Annotated in this window: 28 protein-coding genes; 5 read left to right on the top strand and 23 right to left on the bottom strand. The window is 58.6% G+C overall.

The window, feature by feature from the left end:
- Positions 1-15: 15 nt before the first annotated feature.
- The 6 genes from ACTG2G_RS03525 to ACTG2G_RS03500 form a co-directional block, all read right to left on the bottom strand.
- Entirely contained in the window at positions 16-360 is a 345-nt protein-coding gene (locus ACTG2G_RS03525; protein ID WP_439985185.1) for an HNH endonuclease, read from the bottom strand.
- Between the two features lie 92 nt (positions 361-452).
- Positions 453-665, bottom strand: a complete 213-nt coding sequence (locus ACTG2G_RS03520; protein ID WP_439985172.1) for a hypothetical protein — start codon at positions 663-665, stop codon at positions 453-455.
- A gap of 259 nt (positions 666-924) precedes the next feature.
- Positions 925-1,146 (bottom strand): hypothetical protein, encoded by a 222-nt coding sequence (locus ACTG2G_RS03515; protein ID WP_439985171.1) that lies wholly within the window; start codon positions 1,144-1,146, stop codon positions 925-927.
- Positions 1,097-1,369: a hypothetical protein gene (locus tag ACTG2G_RS03510; protein ID WP_439985170.1), complete on the bottom strand. Its 273-nt coding sequence runs from the start codon at positions 1,367-1,369 to the stop codon at positions 1,097-1,099. The genes ACTG2G_RS03515 and ACTG2G_RS03510 overlap by 50 nt, the downstream gene beginning before the upstream one ends.
- On the bottom strand, positions 1,369-1,845 hold the full coding sequence (locus ACTG2G_RS03505) for a TIGR02594 family protein (protein WP_439985169.1): 477 nt from the start codon (positions 1,843-1,845) through the stop codon (positions 1,369-1,371). Before ACTG2G_RS03505 ends, ACTG2G_RS03510 begins: the two co-directional genes overlap by 1 nt.
- Positions 1,845-2,081, bottom strand: a complete 237-nt coding sequence (locus ACTG2G_RS03500) for a hypothetical protein (RefSeq protein ID WP_439985168.1) — start codon at positions 2,079-2,081, stop codon at positions 1,845-1,847. The genes ACTG2G_RS03505 and ACTG2G_RS03500 overlap by 1 nt, the downstream gene beginning before the upstream one ends.
- A gap of 372 nt (positions 2,082-2,453) precedes the next feature.
- Here ACTG2G_RS03500 and ACTG2G_RS03495 point away from each other — a divergent pair, with 372 nt between their 5' ends.
- Complete coding sequence (locus ACTG2G_RS03495; RefSeq protein ID WP_439985167.1) at positions 2,454-3,302, top strand: helix-turn-helix transcriptional regulator; 849 nt, start codon at positions 2,454-2,456, stop codon at positions 3,300-3,302.
- Between the two features lie 115 nt (positions 3,303-3,417).
- On the opposite strand, the gene ACTG2G_RS03490 is transcribed toward ACTG2G_RS03495, so the two are convergent.
- From ACTG2G_RS03490 to ACTG2G_RS03410, 17 genes are all read right to left on the bottom strand, one after another.
- Positions 3,418-3,873 carry a hypothetical protein gene (locus tag ACTG2G_RS03490; RefSeq protein WP_265763291.1) on the bottom strand — a complete coding sequence of 152 codons (456 nt, stop codon included), beginning with the start codon at positions 3,871-3,873 and terminating at the stop codon, positions 3,418-3,420.
- A 14-nt stretch (positions 3,874-3,887) separates the two neighbouring features.
- Positions 3,888-4,160, bottom strand: a complete 273-nt coding sequence (locus tag ACTG2G_RS03485; protein ID WP_439985166.1) for a hypothetical protein — start codon at positions 4,158-4,160, stop codon at positions 3,888-3,890.
- Positions 4,161-4,420: 260 nt separating this feature from the next.
- Positions 4,421-4,951, bottom strand: coding sequence for a hypothetical protein (locus tag ACTG2G_RS03480; protein ID WP_416035269.1), 531 nt, complete (start codon positions 4,949-4,951; stop codon positions 4,421-4,423).
- A gap of 68 nt (positions 4,952-5,019) precedes the next feature.
- Positions 5,020-5,238 carry a hypothetical protein gene (locus tag ACTG2G_RS03475; protein WP_270792911.1) on the bottom strand — a complete coding sequence of 73 codons (219 nt, stop codon included), beginning with the start codon at positions 5,236-5,238 and terminating at the stop codon, positions 5,020-5,022.
- Positions 5,238-5,900: a site-specific integrase gene (locus ACTG2G_RS03470; RefSeq protein ID WP_416035268.1), complete on the bottom strand. Its 663-nt coding sequence runs from the start codon at positions 5,898-5,900 to the stop codon at positions 5,238-5,240. Before ACTG2G_RS03470 ends, ACTG2G_RS03475 begins: the two co-directional genes overlap by 1 nt.
- Positions 5,901-5,993: 93 nt before the next feature.
- Positions 5,994-6,239, bottom strand: a complete 246-nt coding sequence (locus tag ACTG2G_RS03465; RefSeq protein ID WP_439985165.1) for a hypothetical protein — start codon at positions 6,237-6,239, stop codon at positions 5,994-5,996.
- Positions 6,240-6,247: 8 nt separating this feature from the next.
- Positions 6,248-6,478 (bottom strand): hypothetical protein, encoded by a 231-nt coding sequence (locus tag ACTG2G_RS03460; RefSeq protein ID WP_129505086.1) that lies wholly within the window; start codon positions 6,476-6,478, stop codon positions 6,248-6,250.
- Between the two features lie 14 nt (positions 6,479-6,492).
- Positions 6,493-7,029 (bottom strand): DNA methyltransferase, encoded by a 537-nt coding sequence (locus ACTG2G_RS03455; RefSeq protein ID WP_439985164.1) that lies wholly within the window; start codon positions 7,027-7,029, stop codon positions 6,493-6,495.
- Between the two features lie 12 nt (positions 7,030-7,041).
- Positions 7,042-7,908 carry a hypothetical protein gene (locus ACTG2G_RS03450; RefSeq protein ID WP_439985163.1) on the bottom strand — a complete coding sequence of 289 codons (867 nt, stop codon included), beginning with the start codon at positions 7,906-7,908 and terminating at the stop codon, positions 7,042-7,044.
- 109 nt (positions 7,909-8,017) lie between these two features.
- Positions 8,018-9,208: a tyrosine-type recombinase/integrase gene (locus ACTG2G_RS03445; RefSeq protein WP_439985197.1), complete on the bottom strand. Its 1,191-nt coding sequence runs from the start codon at positions 9,206-9,208 to the stop codon at positions 8,018-8,020.
- Positions 9,205-9,504 carry a hypothetical protein gene (locus ACTG2G_RS03440; protein WP_439985196.1) on the bottom strand — a complete coding sequence of 100 codons (300 nt, stop codon included), beginning with the start codon at positions 9,502-9,504 and terminating at the stop codon, positions 9,205-9,207. The genes ACTG2G_RS03445 and ACTG2G_RS03440 overlap by 4 nt, the downstream gene beginning before the upstream one ends.
- Positions 9,501-9,929 carry a hypothetical protein gene (locus ACTG2G_RS03435; RefSeq protein ID WP_439985195.1) on the bottom strand — a complete coding sequence of 143 codons (429 nt, stop codon included), beginning with the start codon at positions 9,927-9,929 and terminating at the stop codon, positions 9,501-9,503. Before ACTG2G_RS03435 ends, ACTG2G_RS03440 begins: the two co-directional genes overlap by 4 nt.
- On the bottom strand, positions 9,926-10,069 hold the full coding sequence (locus ACTG2G_RS03430; protein ID WP_332650752.1) for a hypothetical protein: 144 nt from the start codon (positions 10,067-10,069) through the stop codon (positions 9,926-9,928). Before ACTG2G_RS03430 ends, ACTG2G_RS03435 begins: the two co-directional genes overlap by 4 nt.
- A 10-nt stretch (positions 10,070-10,079) precedes the next feature.
- Positions 10,080-10,499 carry a hypothetical protein gene (locus ACTG2G_RS03425; RefSeq protein WP_439985194.1) on the bottom strand — a complete coding sequence of 140 codons (420 nt, stop codon included), beginning with the start codon at positions 10,497-10,499 and terminating at the stop codon, positions 10,080-10,082.
- Positions 10,486-10,755 (bottom strand): DUF3283 family protein, encoded by a 270-nt coding sequence (locus ACTG2G_RS03420; RefSeq protein WP_439985193.1) that lies wholly within the window; start codon positions 10,753-10,755, stop codon positions 10,486-10,488. Before ACTG2G_RS03420 ends, ACTG2G_RS03425 begins: the two co-directional genes overlap by 14 nt.
- Before the next feature lie 5 nt (positions 10,756-10,760).
- Positions 10,761-11,174, bottom strand: a complete 414-nt coding sequence (locus tag ACTG2G_RS03415) for a hypothetical protein (protein ID WP_439985192.1) — start codon at positions 11,172-11,174, stop codon at positions 10,761-10,763.
- Positions 11,171-11,407, bottom strand: coding sequence for a hypothetical protein (locus ACTG2G_RS03410; protein WP_332650742.1), 237 nt, complete (start codon positions 11,405-11,407; stop codon positions 11,171-11,173). The genes ACTG2G_RS03415 and ACTG2G_RS03410 overlap by 4 nt, the downstream gene beginning before the upstream one ends.
- Before the next feature lie 128 nt (positions 11,408-11,535).
- Here ACTG2G_RS03410 and ACTG2G_RS03405 point away from each other — a divergent pair, with 128 nt between their 5' ends.
- The 4 genes from ACTG2G_RS03405 (at position 11,536) to ACTG2G_RS03390 (ending at position 13,679) form a co-directional block, all read left to right on the top strand.
- Positions 11,536-12,156, top strand: a complete 621-nt coding sequence (locus tag ACTG2G_RS03405; RefSeq protein ID WP_439985191.1) for a S24 family peptidase — start codon at positions 11,536-11,538, stop codon at positions 12,154-12,156.
- 74 nt (positions 12,157-12,230) lie between these two features.
- Positions 12,231-12,542: a hypothetical protein gene (locus ACTG2G_RS03400; protein WP_439985190.1), complete on the top strand. Its 312-nt coding sequence runs from the start codon at positions 12,231-12,233 to the stop codon at positions 12,540-12,542.
- A complete protein-coding gene (locus ACTG2G_RS03395) occupies positions 12,526-12,894 on the top strand; it encodes a hypothetical protein (protein WP_332650734.1) in 369 nt (122 codons plus the stop codon). The genes ACTG2G_RS03400 and ACTG2G_RS03395 overlap by 17 nt, the downstream gene beginning before the upstream one ends.
- 146 nt (positions 12,895-13,040) lie before the next feature.
- The gene (locus tag ACTG2G_RS03390) at positions 13,041-13,679 is read left to right on the top strand and encodes a ParA family protein (RefSeq protein ID WP_439985189.1); all 639 of its coding nucleotides are present in this window, start codon (positions 13,041-13,043) and stop codon (positions 13,677-13,679) included.
- The last annotated feature ends 62 nt before the right edge of the window (positions 13,680-13,741 follow it).

Below are 13,741 nucleotides of genomic sequence, written 5' to 3'. Positions count from 1 at the left end.
CAGTTTCACGCCAGTTCACCGGCGGTTCAGCCGCTCGTTCGCGGTCTTAACCTTGTGGTGAGCGGTACAAATGGACGCCAAGTTGCTCGGGTCATCCGTGCCGCCGTGCGCCTTTGGCACCACATGGTCAACAATGTTCGCGGGGGTGTATATCCCCTCGCCCAAGCAGGTAAGGCAAAGGTATCCATCACGCTGCAAGATAGTTTCCCGCAGCTTCTCCCATGCCGAACCATACCCGCGCTGATGCCTGGACAACCCAGCCTGATATCGCTCCCACCCAGAAACGCGGTGAGCCTCGCACAAGCCGGACTTGTCATTGGTCAGAGCACTGCAACCGCCAGGATGGCGGCATGGCCTCATCCGTCTTGGCGGCATGGTCACTCCACAATAAGGGCCGCCCGCTGCTGCTATGGGCATCGCTGCAAGGCGCTAGCATTGGGCGGCAAGGTAAATCAATGTCTGCGCATGTTGCCAGTATCAAGCAACGAGGCGGGGGCAACGTCAAAGCGCTGCACCACGCCGACATGAACCTCTGGGCCAAGCCTGCGGATAGCAGCCTTCAACGCAGCATGGCTCGCATCCAGTGTTCGCGTGGCTCTTCGCAGCTTGAGCAGCGCATAAACGTTAAGGCAAAACGAAAGCAACAGGATGGCACCGGTTAACATGGCATTACTCCTTTCACAAAGGCATGGACTTCACCAGGTTGGTTCCCCTCCCTCGCTGTCCGTTGAGGTTAAGAAGCCCATGACTTTGTGTTGGTGAGGCGCTGGCATCACGGTCGAGCCCAAATGGTCAATCGTATCTGATGCTGCTTGGTCGCCGGTCAGTCAGCGCCTCGGTACTCATTGCTTGATGCACTCACGCACATCGATGATCCAATTGGTCAGCTCGGCCTGCGAATCAGGTGGAAGATGCGCCCACCCATCAGGACTGACCATCCACACCAGCCTCGGTGGCGTGGTGTAGCAGCTGGCGTTCGGCGCTGGTGCCGTGGACGTACACCCCAGCAGCAGGGCCGAAGAGGCCAGCAAAGGCAGCAGCGGGAGCCGCTTTCGCCTGCTCCCGCCTATCGTCTTGCTCGGCATAGTACGCAGCCTCACGGGAGGCGTTGAGCTGCTCGGCTACCAGCAGGGCGAGCCGGGTCAATCCGCTTATCAGTGCCGGTTCCATTCTTCGCGCTTCCCCAGTTCGCTGCGAGCACGTCCAGAACAACCAGCACCGGACGGGGCAACTTATCCCACCATGCTTGCGGGATGGCGGCTCGCAACTGCGCCCACACCACCAGGCAAACCCCCACCACCGCCACCCAGGCGGCAGCCTTCTCGCCGAACACCTGCAGCAGCAGGTTGGCCAGATTCAAATCACCCATCAGGATTCCCCTTTAGTCATTTCACTAACACCAGTGGCGAGCTTGACCGAGGGGACATCAAACCCAGCAGGCCAGCGCAGCGCAGTCACCCGCGAACGAGGGAAGGCGCGCACATTGACCTCATCAGACTGATTGCCACCGAGAACGAGCAGATTGCCCGCCTTGTCCTGCCCAACCACAAATCCAACATGGCCGCCGCCGTCACGGCTAAACACCACCACGCACCCGGCAACCGGCTCGGCCAGCTTTTGCCCCCAAGAGGCATAAGAGCGAGCCCCCTCAAAGCGAGTTGACTCAATGCCCGCCCGCTCAAGGCAAGCGCCAACAAATGCGGCACACCAAGGCACCTCATCTGACTTGATTCCGCCGCGCTTGATATCACGCCACATCTGCAAAATTTCGGGGTTGTGCTGAGCTCCAGGCACCTCTTTGACACCCTTGAGTGACTCAGCAAAAACCATCCACGGAAGTTTCATCACTCCTCCTCTTTGCGCTGTTTGCGCTTGTCCAGGTAAACGAAGATGTCGAAGAACAGGCGGCCGGTAATGACCAGCAAGCCACCGATACCGACCACATCATTGACGGCCAGCTCGGGGATAGGAATGTCGGGGAGTTTGTCGGCAGCAGATGCCGCCTGAGACCAGAGGCTGACAAGCGTTCCACCGCCGTAGGCGATGCACTGGCCTGTGTGGCGATGGAGCGATTCGAGCATAAGGCACCATAAAAAAAGGGCTCATCGGTGAGGATGAGCCCAAAAGCATGGGATAAACGTACAGAGACAGGGTGGAGCACTTGCAACCTTCACCACCATAGCCAGAAAGGTACACCGGCATTCCGGTTCAATCAACACAAAAACAGATAATTTATCTTGCTGTGTGATAACTGTGACACCGATCACCGTGACACCTTGAACAAAAAAGTGAATTGTCACGCTTAAAACGGGGTTTGCCTTCTCTTGTCTGGTGAAGGCAGAAAAATGGCTCTATCCTGCGCCAGCGTTGGCCTGACATGGATTGTCAAGAAACAACGCATCTTGGCACTGTCTAGGTGTCGCGCCTCGTTTTTTACCTGCTTGGAGCACACGATGGAAAAGAGCCTGTTTGAGCAGATAACAGCTCTCGACAGCATCACAGACCCCGATGAACTGACCGCCGCCATCGAGCGGCTGATCACCTCCATCGGGTTTGACTATTACCGGCTGGCCATCATCATCCCCGTCAGCCATCAGCGGCCCATCATCCGAATTCTCAATTCATGCCCGAACGAGTGGATCGAGCACTACAACCACCACGGCATGATTGCCAGAGATCCAGTTGTGGCAGCAGCACGAAGCCAGCTCAAACCAATTCGTTGGGACGAACTGCAAGGCACCGATGAGCAGATGGATGTAATGGTCGAGGCGGCCAAATGCGGATTGCGCTGCGGAGTGTCGCATCCACTGCACGGCCCAAGAGGCGAACAGGGCGTGATGAGCTTTATCACAGAGAGGTATCGGCCAGGGTTCTATCTGGAAGTGGCGCCGACACTGGCGATGGTTATTCCGTTCGTGCTCGATGCAGTATTGAGGTCATGCAGGCCAAGCGGATCACGGCCACCAACCATCGTCGAGGCCGATTGCCTGTTCTGGGTCAGCGAGGGCAAGACCAGCGCCGAGATCAGCATCATCATGGGCATACCAGAGCGCACTATCACCCATCACCTAAACTCGGCCACTCGCAAGCTGGGCGCGGCAAATCGCTATAACGCGGTGGCGCGGGCTATGGCGGGTGGCGAGCTGGCGATCACACTAGACCGGACGAAGGTGATCGACCATATCAATCACCAAGATCCAGCAGTCGCTGGGCCGCCTCCTGCACCAGTGGAGTATAAAGGGGAGGGAGAGCAGGAAGCAGATCAAGCAGACGCTCGGCCAACTCGGCATTCGTCAGATTAACGGGATGGTCATGGGGGAAACCGAGATCAGAGGATTGGATCGGGCACATGGCGATACTCCATCATTGGCCATGTTGTGATGATAGTCTGGTATCAAAAAGCCCGCAGGTGCGGGCTTAACAACGCTGGGCGGGCCACTTCGGCAATGTCGAGAATCGAGCGTATTTTAGGTCGGCTGACTCACGATTAAATGCAATCCAGCCTCTATTTTCCTCTGTCGTCCAGGCTTGCAGAACGGGCTCCAGCACTTCCCACGGCTGCGGTTGTATAACCCCGTTTTCATGAGGCGCAACGTGTGAAAGAAGCTCGGCAGAATACAGATTGCCGACTCTAAAAATCCATGGCCAGCGGCCACCTACAACCGCCTGCGGAGCCTGACGCTCATCGCCGTCATCCCACCACGTCTCACCAACGCAGACGCACTCCTCAAAAGCCTCATCACCATCTTCATCATGATCGTTGAAGAACGCCTCTTGCTTGACTGGCGAGCCATCCTTAAACAGCGTGACAGACCATCCAACAAGACCGCCGGGTTGGCTGCTATGTGCTGACTCAATCTTGTATGTACGCATGTCCTTTTCCTCGATCAGTTGGTGAGGTGCTGTTCGCACTCGCGCACCAGGGCGGCGAGCTGGTCATCAGACCAATCCGGCTTGCTGCGGATCAACAGCAGTTGGAAAAACATCCCCTGCGCCTCTTCGTCCAGCTTCGTAGAGAAGGCAAACAGGCTAGGGGCCGGTGCTGCTGGCAGGTAGTAGGAGACAACAGCCTGAGCCAACCAGCGGGCAGATTCGCCCCCTTCCTCAAGGCGCTGGCGGATCTGCTCGGTGGTGAATAGCTGGTGATTTTCGTTACTCATGAGTCCGTTTTTCCTCCATCAACCCAAAGCTACTCATTGATACAAATTGGAGAGCCACACTTAGGGCAAAAAACAAAGTCCGAATCCGCATCTTCATCATCCGAACGTCGAGGGACGGGAATTACTCCCAAAAAATCACATTCGTCACATACACAGATTTTGCTACGGCCCTCGGGCGTGTCCATTACTGCGTCCAAGCTATTCGGTGTAATTTTCATATTTTTCCTCGATAAAGAGGCCGGATAACCGGCCCGCAGTAATTAGTGGCGAGAGACGTGGTGCCCTTCAATCTCAAGTTTGCAGAGAGTCGTGAGGCATTCCGCTACATCGCGGCGAATATCGCCTGATGCGCTTTCGCCGTTCGGTTTTTGCCATGAATGATAAACTTCGCTCCATGGCGCAGTGCGCGACTCATTGAGGCCGTCTTCGTACTGACGATAAATCACTGGGGCCATCCCGTTATCTGGATTGCGCAGGTTCACCGCCACGTAAACAATGGGGCGTCCCTCAAGTTGAGCCTCCCGTTCAATCAGATCGTTCAGTGCGCGGGACAGCAGCCGAGCTGCTTCCTTTGTTGTGTGGCGGTTGTCGTCACAAATAGCCCTGGCCTTGCAGACCGTTTGCAAGAACTGCAAATCACCCTCGTCAAGGTTGGAGCAATCCACGCCATACCCACGGAAAGCATCGAGCACCTTCTCGGCAGAATTGAAATCATCGCCAACCTTGAATCCATCGATCATCCAGTAAACCAAACCATCCTTGCTTTTCAGTAACTCGATGCGCTTGCTCATTATTCCTCTCCTTGTCGGGGTTCATCCCCGTCTCGATGAATTAACTATAATATCGTGCGCACGATACATCAAGGGGTTTCGGATGGGTTTTCTGATATTTTTTTGAGCAGCTCTAACCCTCTGAAAATGGCTGCTTTTTTGGATCCGTGAATGGCCGCCAGTTCATCCAGCAAATCAGCCTCTTCCTGTGTCAGATAGCCACCAGGGAGGCGGGCCATGCCTGCCCTTTTTGCCTCATATCGCCCATCGGCGGCCTGCTGAGCTGCGCCGCGCTTACCCTTAGTCATCACACAATCCTCTTGATCAGGTCACCCAGGCGCACCGGGTCGGTGTCGCATAGGGTCTTAATGGCCTTGATGCTGGTCATCCCCAGGATCTCGCCGATATGGCGCTCGTCTATCCCCTTGCGCTTGAGCTTCACCGCCAGCGTTCGACGGGCAGATTGAGCCGTAGCCCCCTCAATGCCAGCCTGAGCGAACAAGCGAGCAATCAGGGCCGTCAGCTGGTCAGCCCGATAGCTCACCCGACCATCCCGCTCGATGCGCGTCAGCTTGAGCGGCTGACCGGTGCGACCAGAGACAAACAGACCGCTCTGCGGGTCGAGCCCACGATAGGCTGTCAGCCTGCCAGTGATGCCATGCCCACGCTTGAGCCGGTCGGCCAGGTGTTCATCAATGGCGGCGATCAGCTTCTTGTTGACCCAGCACAATGGGCGAGCCCGCCCGTTAAATGCGATCTCCGGCCTGACCACCGTCTCGGCAAGCGGCTCACCACCAGGGGAGAGATAATCACTAACCCGTAGCTGCGCCAGCTCGGCTGGCTTCATACCCGTACCGAAGCAGCAGAGCAACAAGGCCGCATCCCTGCTCCCGTTCTCTGGGCTCGATGCCTTGGCCACTGCAACGGCATGGGCCAGCTGCGGATCTTCAACAACAATAGCCTTTGGCATTAACTGTATAATCTCGATTATCGGCACTAAACAGAGAGACTACAGCAAAAGAGAGGGGCCATAAAGGCCCCTTGTTCAATTCTGGTCAGTGGTTCACGGAAAGTTGCGGGGGTGTGGGTAGAAGCAGGGGATGCCTGACTTGTCCCACGCTCCCCAGGGGCCGGTGATCACCCCGTAGCGGCCCGCCTGCAGGCCGTACTCGAAGTGGAACACCTGGCCACAACGGCAGCAGGGCCAGGCCAATATGCCGCACTCATCCCGGCGCCCCATCTGCGCCCCGACAAACACATGGCGGCATGGTCTGGCGCGGCGCAGGGTGGCAATGAGGCGGCGGATCATGGTTCCCCTTACAGAATACGGCCGCCCAGCACATAGCAGAGCGTGGTGGCGGTACTGTTGATGGTGTCCTGGTCATTGTTGGCCAGGGCGTAGTACAGGCGCTCGATAAGGTCAGAAGGTGTTGAGTCAACGGGCGAGCTTTTCTCGCCCTGGACTACATACCCCCGAGATTCAAGCTCCTCAATGAGGTCGCACGAATCGAACTCATCAAGGTCAATGTCAACGGTTACTGATGCCATCGTGATTTCCTCTATCAAGCGGCGCGGGTGAGCAGGTGGCTGATGCCGTTCGGCACATTGAAGCGGCCGCCGCGATCCCAGACCATCCAGGCGTATTCGCAAGAGTCGGTGCCGCCCTTGGCAAAGCGTGGGCGCGGAATGATGACCGGCGTCTTGTTCGGAAAGCCAATCCGGGCAAAGAACGGCACCCGCTTGATGGAGCCCAGGAAGTTGACCCGCTGCAGGTAAATCAGGGTGCCATCCGGTTTCAGCTCGGCCAGGCTCTTTTCCAAAAACTCCTCGGTCAGGCTGAACGGCGGGTTGGTGATGATCACATCGAACTTACGGCCGAAATCGTGGGCCAGGTAATCGCGGCCCATCGAGATCTCCGCCCAGTCCTTTTGTGATTCAGGTAACGGCACCCGGTCATAGATACGGCTCTCATCACCGCGGCACGGCTCCAGGAAGGTATCACCGGGGCGCCAGCCCATCTTTGCCAGCATGGCGTTGATCACATCGACTGGGGTCGGGTAGTTATCGCGCTCGATTTTGTCGCCAGTGGTTGAACTCATCTCACACCCCCATCACGCCGCTTGCTGGCTTGAGTAGCCGTTGTAATCGACCGGCTCCATATCCGCCGGATGCACCACCCCACCCTGCAGGCTGTTGACCTTGAACAGCCAGTTATGGGCGAACTCCTGGGTGGCCGCACTCGGTTTCAGGCCGCCTTTTGGTGACTGGGCCAGCACGGTGCCATCCTGCTCGTTGTAGTAGAACAGCGCGGCACGGCCGGACTGGTGCATATAGAGCAGCGAGCGACCCTCGAAGGTGCTGCCATCATCGCGCTGCAGCTTGGTTTTTTGCGGCCAGATGATCAGGTGATGCTCACCGTTGTGATAAAGGCCGCTGCCGGTGTCGTGGGCAAGCTGGCGCTGCAGCTCGTCTATCTTGGTGTGAGCCTCGATCGTCTGGCGCTGAGTGGCCGTGAGGTCGTGGCGGTACTGCCCGTTTTCACGCTCCAGCTGGCCGATGCGCGCATCCTTATCAGCATTGCCACTCTTAAGCCGCTTGTTTTGCTCCTTGAGCTTGTCGATGCCGTTCACGCCACCATAGGAGGCGATCACCTTCTGCAACTGTGCCAGCTGCTCCTGCAGGCGGGCTTTCTCTGTCTGCAGGGCGATGGAGTCCTTGCCTATCTTTTCAGCCTTACGAGCCGCCTCGCGGCAACTCTCGTTCTCCTGCTCAAGGTCGGCTATGCGTGACTGCGCATCGAGCAATTGGGTGTGCTTAGCAGCCAACTGAATATCCAGCTCGTCCCGCTCCTGGGATACCTCATCCAGCTGGCCGGTGAGGTCGTTAAAACTCGGGACAAAGGCGGCCAGCAGCTCATGGGGCTGGGCCAGTTTCAGGGCTTCTTCAATGGTTCCGACGGTGCGATTAGTCGTGTTCATTTGCGTACTCTCTCGTTATTGCCTGACCCCGCATGACCGGGGCACTGATTAGGTGACATACCTAACCACAACCATAATATATAGCTTTTATATGAAAAGCATACATTATCTATATAAATATTTGCTGTTTGCCCTGCTCTGCCAGCCAGTCGTGATAGAGCGACAGCGCCTCACGCATCTGGTCGCGCATGGATGAGTTGATATAGATGCCCGCCAGCTTGCCCATGGCGTGATTGATCAGCACCTCGCCGACCAGGTGGTCGGTGCCCTGGTCGGTAAAGCGGGTGCGGGCCAGCTTGCGCAGGTCATGGGCACACCAGCGGCCACCCGAGACGGCCGCCACGGCGCGGGTCGCATCGCGGGCACCGATGGGGCCGGGGCGAGTGTCAGCGGGGAACAGGTAGACCCCGCGATATCCGGCGGCCTGCTGGCTGGCGCGATAGCGCAGCAGCAGCTCCAGGGCCATTGGCGTTAGCGGCAGCACATGCTCGCGGCGGCTCTTGGTGTGGGCTGGCGGAATGTACCAGCAACCACCCGGCACCAGATCGAACTCGCGCCACTCGGCCAGCCTGGTCTCGCCGATGCGGGTGCCATGCAGCAAGGCCAGCAGGCAGAGCATGGTGGAAGCAGTGAGCGGGCCTGACAGCTCGGCCAGCACCGACTGGGCCTGTGATGGGCGCAGGCGGCCCGGGCGCTGCACCGGCTTGTGGGTGACCAGATCACCAAAGGCGAGACCGGCCAGCGGGTCGTGATGCAACAGCGCCACCTTGCGCGCCTGCTTGGCTGCTTGCTTCAACACCCCCCATCCGGCGCGAACGGTATCGATCACGTAGTGCTGCTGATACTGCTGCACCACCCGATCGAGATCGTCTCTCGATGAGTGCAGGGACAACTCGCCGAACAGCGGCAACAGCTGGCGCTTGATCTGGGATGCCACGGCGGTGCGGCGGGACTTTGACAGGGTGCGGGATTTTGCCACCCGATCACCATGCCAGCGCAGCAGGTCGGCAAAGGTGATCAGCTCGCTCATGGCCACGGCAGCGGCGGGATCGGCGATCAGCGATGAGATCATGCGGGGCAGGTCTGCGACCACGGTCGCGGCAGGCACGGACGGCCAGGGGGCGATTTTGCGCCAGCGGGCCTCGCCCCTGATATGCAGCACCAGATGTACGGAGCCGCGCTGGCGGCACTTGGCCCAGCGAAACCGGATGGGGTGGCGCGGGTCGCGCAGCTCGTGGATCTCTGGATTGGCAGAGTGCCGCCGGATGGCGGCATCTGTGATGGATGCGGTCAGGATCACCCGATACGCCCCCGGATGATATCGGCCTGGGCGGCGCCCGCCTCGCGCAGACGGCGGAAGGTGAATGACACCGCGCTGGCCAGCTTGGTCATCAGGCCGCCGGTGGTCGCTGCCGAACGCGCAACGTCCCGCATGTTGGCGACACCTATCGAGCCAGCCGGGACGGGCTCGCCGTTTATGGATACGGACATCATAGAGATGTGAGAGATGCGGCGGCGTGAAAGCAACACCAGCGCCCACCCCTTGGCCGCCCCCGACCGCTTATGGGCCAGCTTCTTTTTATGGCTCAGTCTCATAGCTTCAGTCCTCTTGCGTACACGCTCAGGTTGCAATCGGACTCAAGGTAAAAAGCCCGGTTGCAGTTATCGGGGAAAACGGCGCCGCAGTTTTTGCAGGGCGGGATCTCGGCGAGTTGCCGCTCCAGCTTCTCGCCATCGCGCAGGATCAGAGTGCTGAGATACTCCTGCATGTCGTAATTGCTGGTTGACCAGAGGGCGCGCAGCTTCATCGCCTTGCCGAGATAGGCGGACTCGCCTGCCGTTAGCTTGATGGTGATGGAGCAGGGCTGACCCGGCACAAAGGCATGCTCGCGGGCCTTCTCACGCGCACGCTGGTTGCGCTTGCGCTCGGCCGCCTTGTCTCGCTTGGCCTGCAATTGCGCCTCGGTGGGCGGCTGCTTGCTCCGCTTCTTGGTCTTCGTCAGCTCTGCCAGGGCGCTCATAGCCGCTCCTTTGGGCTGAGCCCCAGCGATTTGAGCATGGCGCGCTCCTCTATCTGGGCGCGTTGCTGCTGGCGGCGCTTGAGCGCGGCGCGGGCGGCGAGGTCTTTGTTGTAGGTTCTGGGTCTGAATGTAGTGGTCATGTCAATCCTCTCACGATTGGCGGTTAGTGGATGTTCTGTGCCCGACCGGCCCATCCAAGGCCGAGGCGAGCGCCCTACGGGCATTCATCAAATCTTTGCGGTACTTGGTCAGCGGCAAGCCGAGGCGGATCGCCCTGACCTCCTGAGCGCGGCTGCTTTCCAGCACCGGCACCAGATACTCGGTGCGCAGCACCAGGGCGCGGCGATGACCAGCGTCACCCGAGGCCGCCATGGCCATCAGCGCCGCCTCGATGCGCGGCTCGATGCCATCCAGAATCGGCCCCTTGCCGCCGCCGTTATTGCCTGGCCCTGTGATCCCTGTCGCCAGGATCTCCATCAGCAGGGCGGTCTGGCTGCTGGTCTGGGTTGGCACGATTTGCCCCTGATGACACCATCGCGCCCAACGCTCCAGGGCATCATCTAGCTGCATGACGAAATCCCTTCTTGTTTGTTGGTTTGCTGGCTGGCTTGGCCGCCGACTTGGCGATGGCGTCATAATGGCGAAGCCAGCCACGCAGCCCCTCGCGCTCTGCATCGTCCGCAATCTGCGCCAGCTCGACCCGCACCCGCTCCCGCGTCCATCCAGGCTTGCCGGTGTTAACCCAATAGACCCAGAGCGAGGCTCTCTTTTGCAGCTCGAACTGCTGCTGGATCTCCTGTGGCATGGCGGCGATGTTGTACGTCATGGCGCTCAGGCCCGCTTTTTGGCTGGCCGCTCCCGTGACGCCAGGGTGATGGAGCGCAGCTGGGAATAGAGATCGGCTGCCTGCACCACATGGGCGCCACGGCGACCACCCGGAACGGCAACCATCAGATCACCCGGGGTGATCAAAATGGAGGGGTGCGCGCACATCGAATAGAGATGGGCGACACGGCCGCCAATGGCCCGGATAGTGGCCACCTCTTCGGGGTGCGACACCGGAACGATGGTGAGCCAGTCAGCATTGAAGCGATCGCGCTCCAGGGCGGAACGCAGGGCAAAGGCGCGGGCATTCAGCGGACGATGAGAGACAGAGAAGCGCTGCACCTTGGCGCGCTCATCCATCACGACACCGATCACCGCCTCGACTTCATCAGGCACGGCACCAACCAGCGCGACAATCATGACGCCCCCTTTTTCTGGCGGGCCTTCAAATACTGCTTGCGCCACGCATGCACATCGAGCGCAGGCCAGGCGCGGCAAAACACATCCAGGGTCTTGGGGGTTGGGTAGCGGTCGAGCTGAAAATACTTCTGCACCGTGCCAGCCTTGACGCCGACCTTGTCGGCCACGGCCTGAGCTCGCTCTTGCTGAGTGGCGGTCGGCATCTCGGCGGCAAAGAAATCTGATACGCACATATGCAATCCTGACAGTATCTGCTAACCAGATAACTGTAACACCAACAGCACATAAATACATCATCACCACTGTTAAATATCACGTTTTGTGCTATCTTTTTTTCTAGATCAAAAGGGCCAAACGAAACATGAACACACCTCAAAGCCTCCGCACGATCGGTGACATCACCGAGGAAATGGTCGAAGAACAAAAAGCCATCCTGGGCCATGCTCTGGCACAGGCGCGCAAAGGCAGGTATGCCAGCGCCCTGCAGGCCAGCAAGGATCTCGGCATTGGCCAATCGACCTATCTGTCATATGAGAATGGGCAGCGTCAGCAGGTGCTGGCATGGTGGCTGATTGCCATCAACAAAGTGTTCGCGCCGCGATTCGGCGTAGACGCCAGCTATTTACTGGGGCTGACCCCGGCAGAGCCGCGCCAGGAGGCGCCGGTCTGGCTGCTGAGCAAGATCGCCCCGCATATAAAGAACAGCGATGACGTGCTCCAGCTGAGCATCAGTGATGAATCCATGGCGCCCAACCTGGGCAGCGGCGACATTGCGGTGTTTGAAAAGGCGGACACAGTCTCACAGGGCGGGATCTACGCCATCGAGTATCCGAACGGAGAGACACTGGCGCGCTGGGTTGTCCCGAGCGCCGTGGGCGGATGGCACATCAAGGACGCCAGCGGCACCCTGGAGAGTCTCGATAACCAGGCACTTGAGCAGCTCAACGTGAAGGGGAAATACCTCTTTAGAATTACCAAATAAAAGAAACGCACGATAAGCCGTGTGTTTTTTCGCGCCTCCAGATATCTGTTTTTGTGACAATTTCGGACTCTAATATGCAAAACAAAGATAACAATATCATGGTAATTTTCGAGGCATTGACCACCGCCTCACGGCAGCACGAGAGCGACACCGTTTTGCTGCACCAGACCCTGCTGGCAGCCAGCACCATTGTTGAAGGGATTGAAGGGCCAGCCGCACGGCAGCTGGAACGCATGATCGATGCCTGTGTGCTGGCCACCCAGCGCACCCTCAACACCCTGGCCGCCAGCAATGGCGAACTGCACGAAATCAAAATGGACATAGGCCACCACCTGCGGGCGCAACAGGCCCTGCTCAAGGACAAGCAATATGATCATCGGCAATGAGATCATCGCCACACCGGGATGTGGCCTGACAGAATCTGAACTCGCCATCCTGCTGTTGCATGGCGAGGGGGAAACCAGCTGTTACATCCAGCAGGCGAGCGGCCTCGACCAGGCCAGCCTGCACATGGCCGAGAAGGGGATCCGCGCCAAGTTGGGCGCCAAGACCCAGACCCACATGATCAGCCGGGCGTTTCAGCTCGGCGTACTGGCCAGCCGAACCCTGTGCCTGTTGCTGGCCATCGCCGCCGCCGACTACGACCACGGACTCAAAAACCGCAGCCCCATCAAGAGCGGGCGCCCCGGCACTGTCATCGTCAGGATCAAGACCGCAGGCCGCAATATCTGGGCGTGACTGGCGTGACATAAAAGAAAGCAAGCAGCGTGACCGAAGAGACAGCCCCGCCATTGAGCGGGGTCTTTTTTTGCCTGTTCGCTTGCTTTTATATAATAAACATATAATATTGATATGTAACTTATACAAATCACCTTGGAGGACACATGGGAAAGATCATCACGGTAGCGCACAGCAAGGGCGGAACAGGCAAGACCACAACGGCCCTGCAGCTGGCCGGAGAGCTGGGCATCAAGACGCTGGTAGACCTCGACCGCCATCTCTGCCTGGCGACACTCAACCGGTTGCGCCCTGACGATATGAAGTGGGACGTTCACGGCGATGTGACCGGCCCGCAACTGGCGGCACTCATCGAATCGGATCTCGACCTGCTGATCGACTGCGGCGGTTATGACAGTAACCTGACCCGCTTTGCCATCGCCTATTCAGACATCATCATCTGCCCGGCAAACGACGACATCACCGAACTGCGCGGCCTGGTCGCCTTCAATGAAACCCTGGCCAGCATCGAGCAGGATTTCAAACTGCCCGCCCCGTTGATCGGCCACGTATTGATGACCAGAACCCACCCGAGCCGCCGCGATGTCAGCCGCCTGGCTGATGCGGTATCCGGCCTGAACAACCTGACCATGATGACCAGCAAGCTGAGTCGCCGCGCCGACTTCGGGATGATGATGGATGCGGGCCTTGGCGTCACCGAGCGCGTGGCCACCGCCAGCAGCGAAGCAGGTAAAGAGGTTAGGGCATTCGGCAAAGAAGTCCTGGCCATTCTGGAACAGAAATAAATATATACTTAACATATAAAAAGCATATGATAGTTATATGCTTTAAGGCTTTAGAGGTGAGA

The organism is Aeromonas sp. 55A (genome assembly GCF_051919665.1).
Classification (GTDB): Bacteria; Pseudomonadota; Gammaproteobacteria; order Enterobacterales; family Aeromonadaceae; genus Aeromonas; species Aeromonas veronii.
Note: the sequence above shows the minus strand (reverse complement) of the source record. Positions and strands in the feature narration are given on the sequence as shown.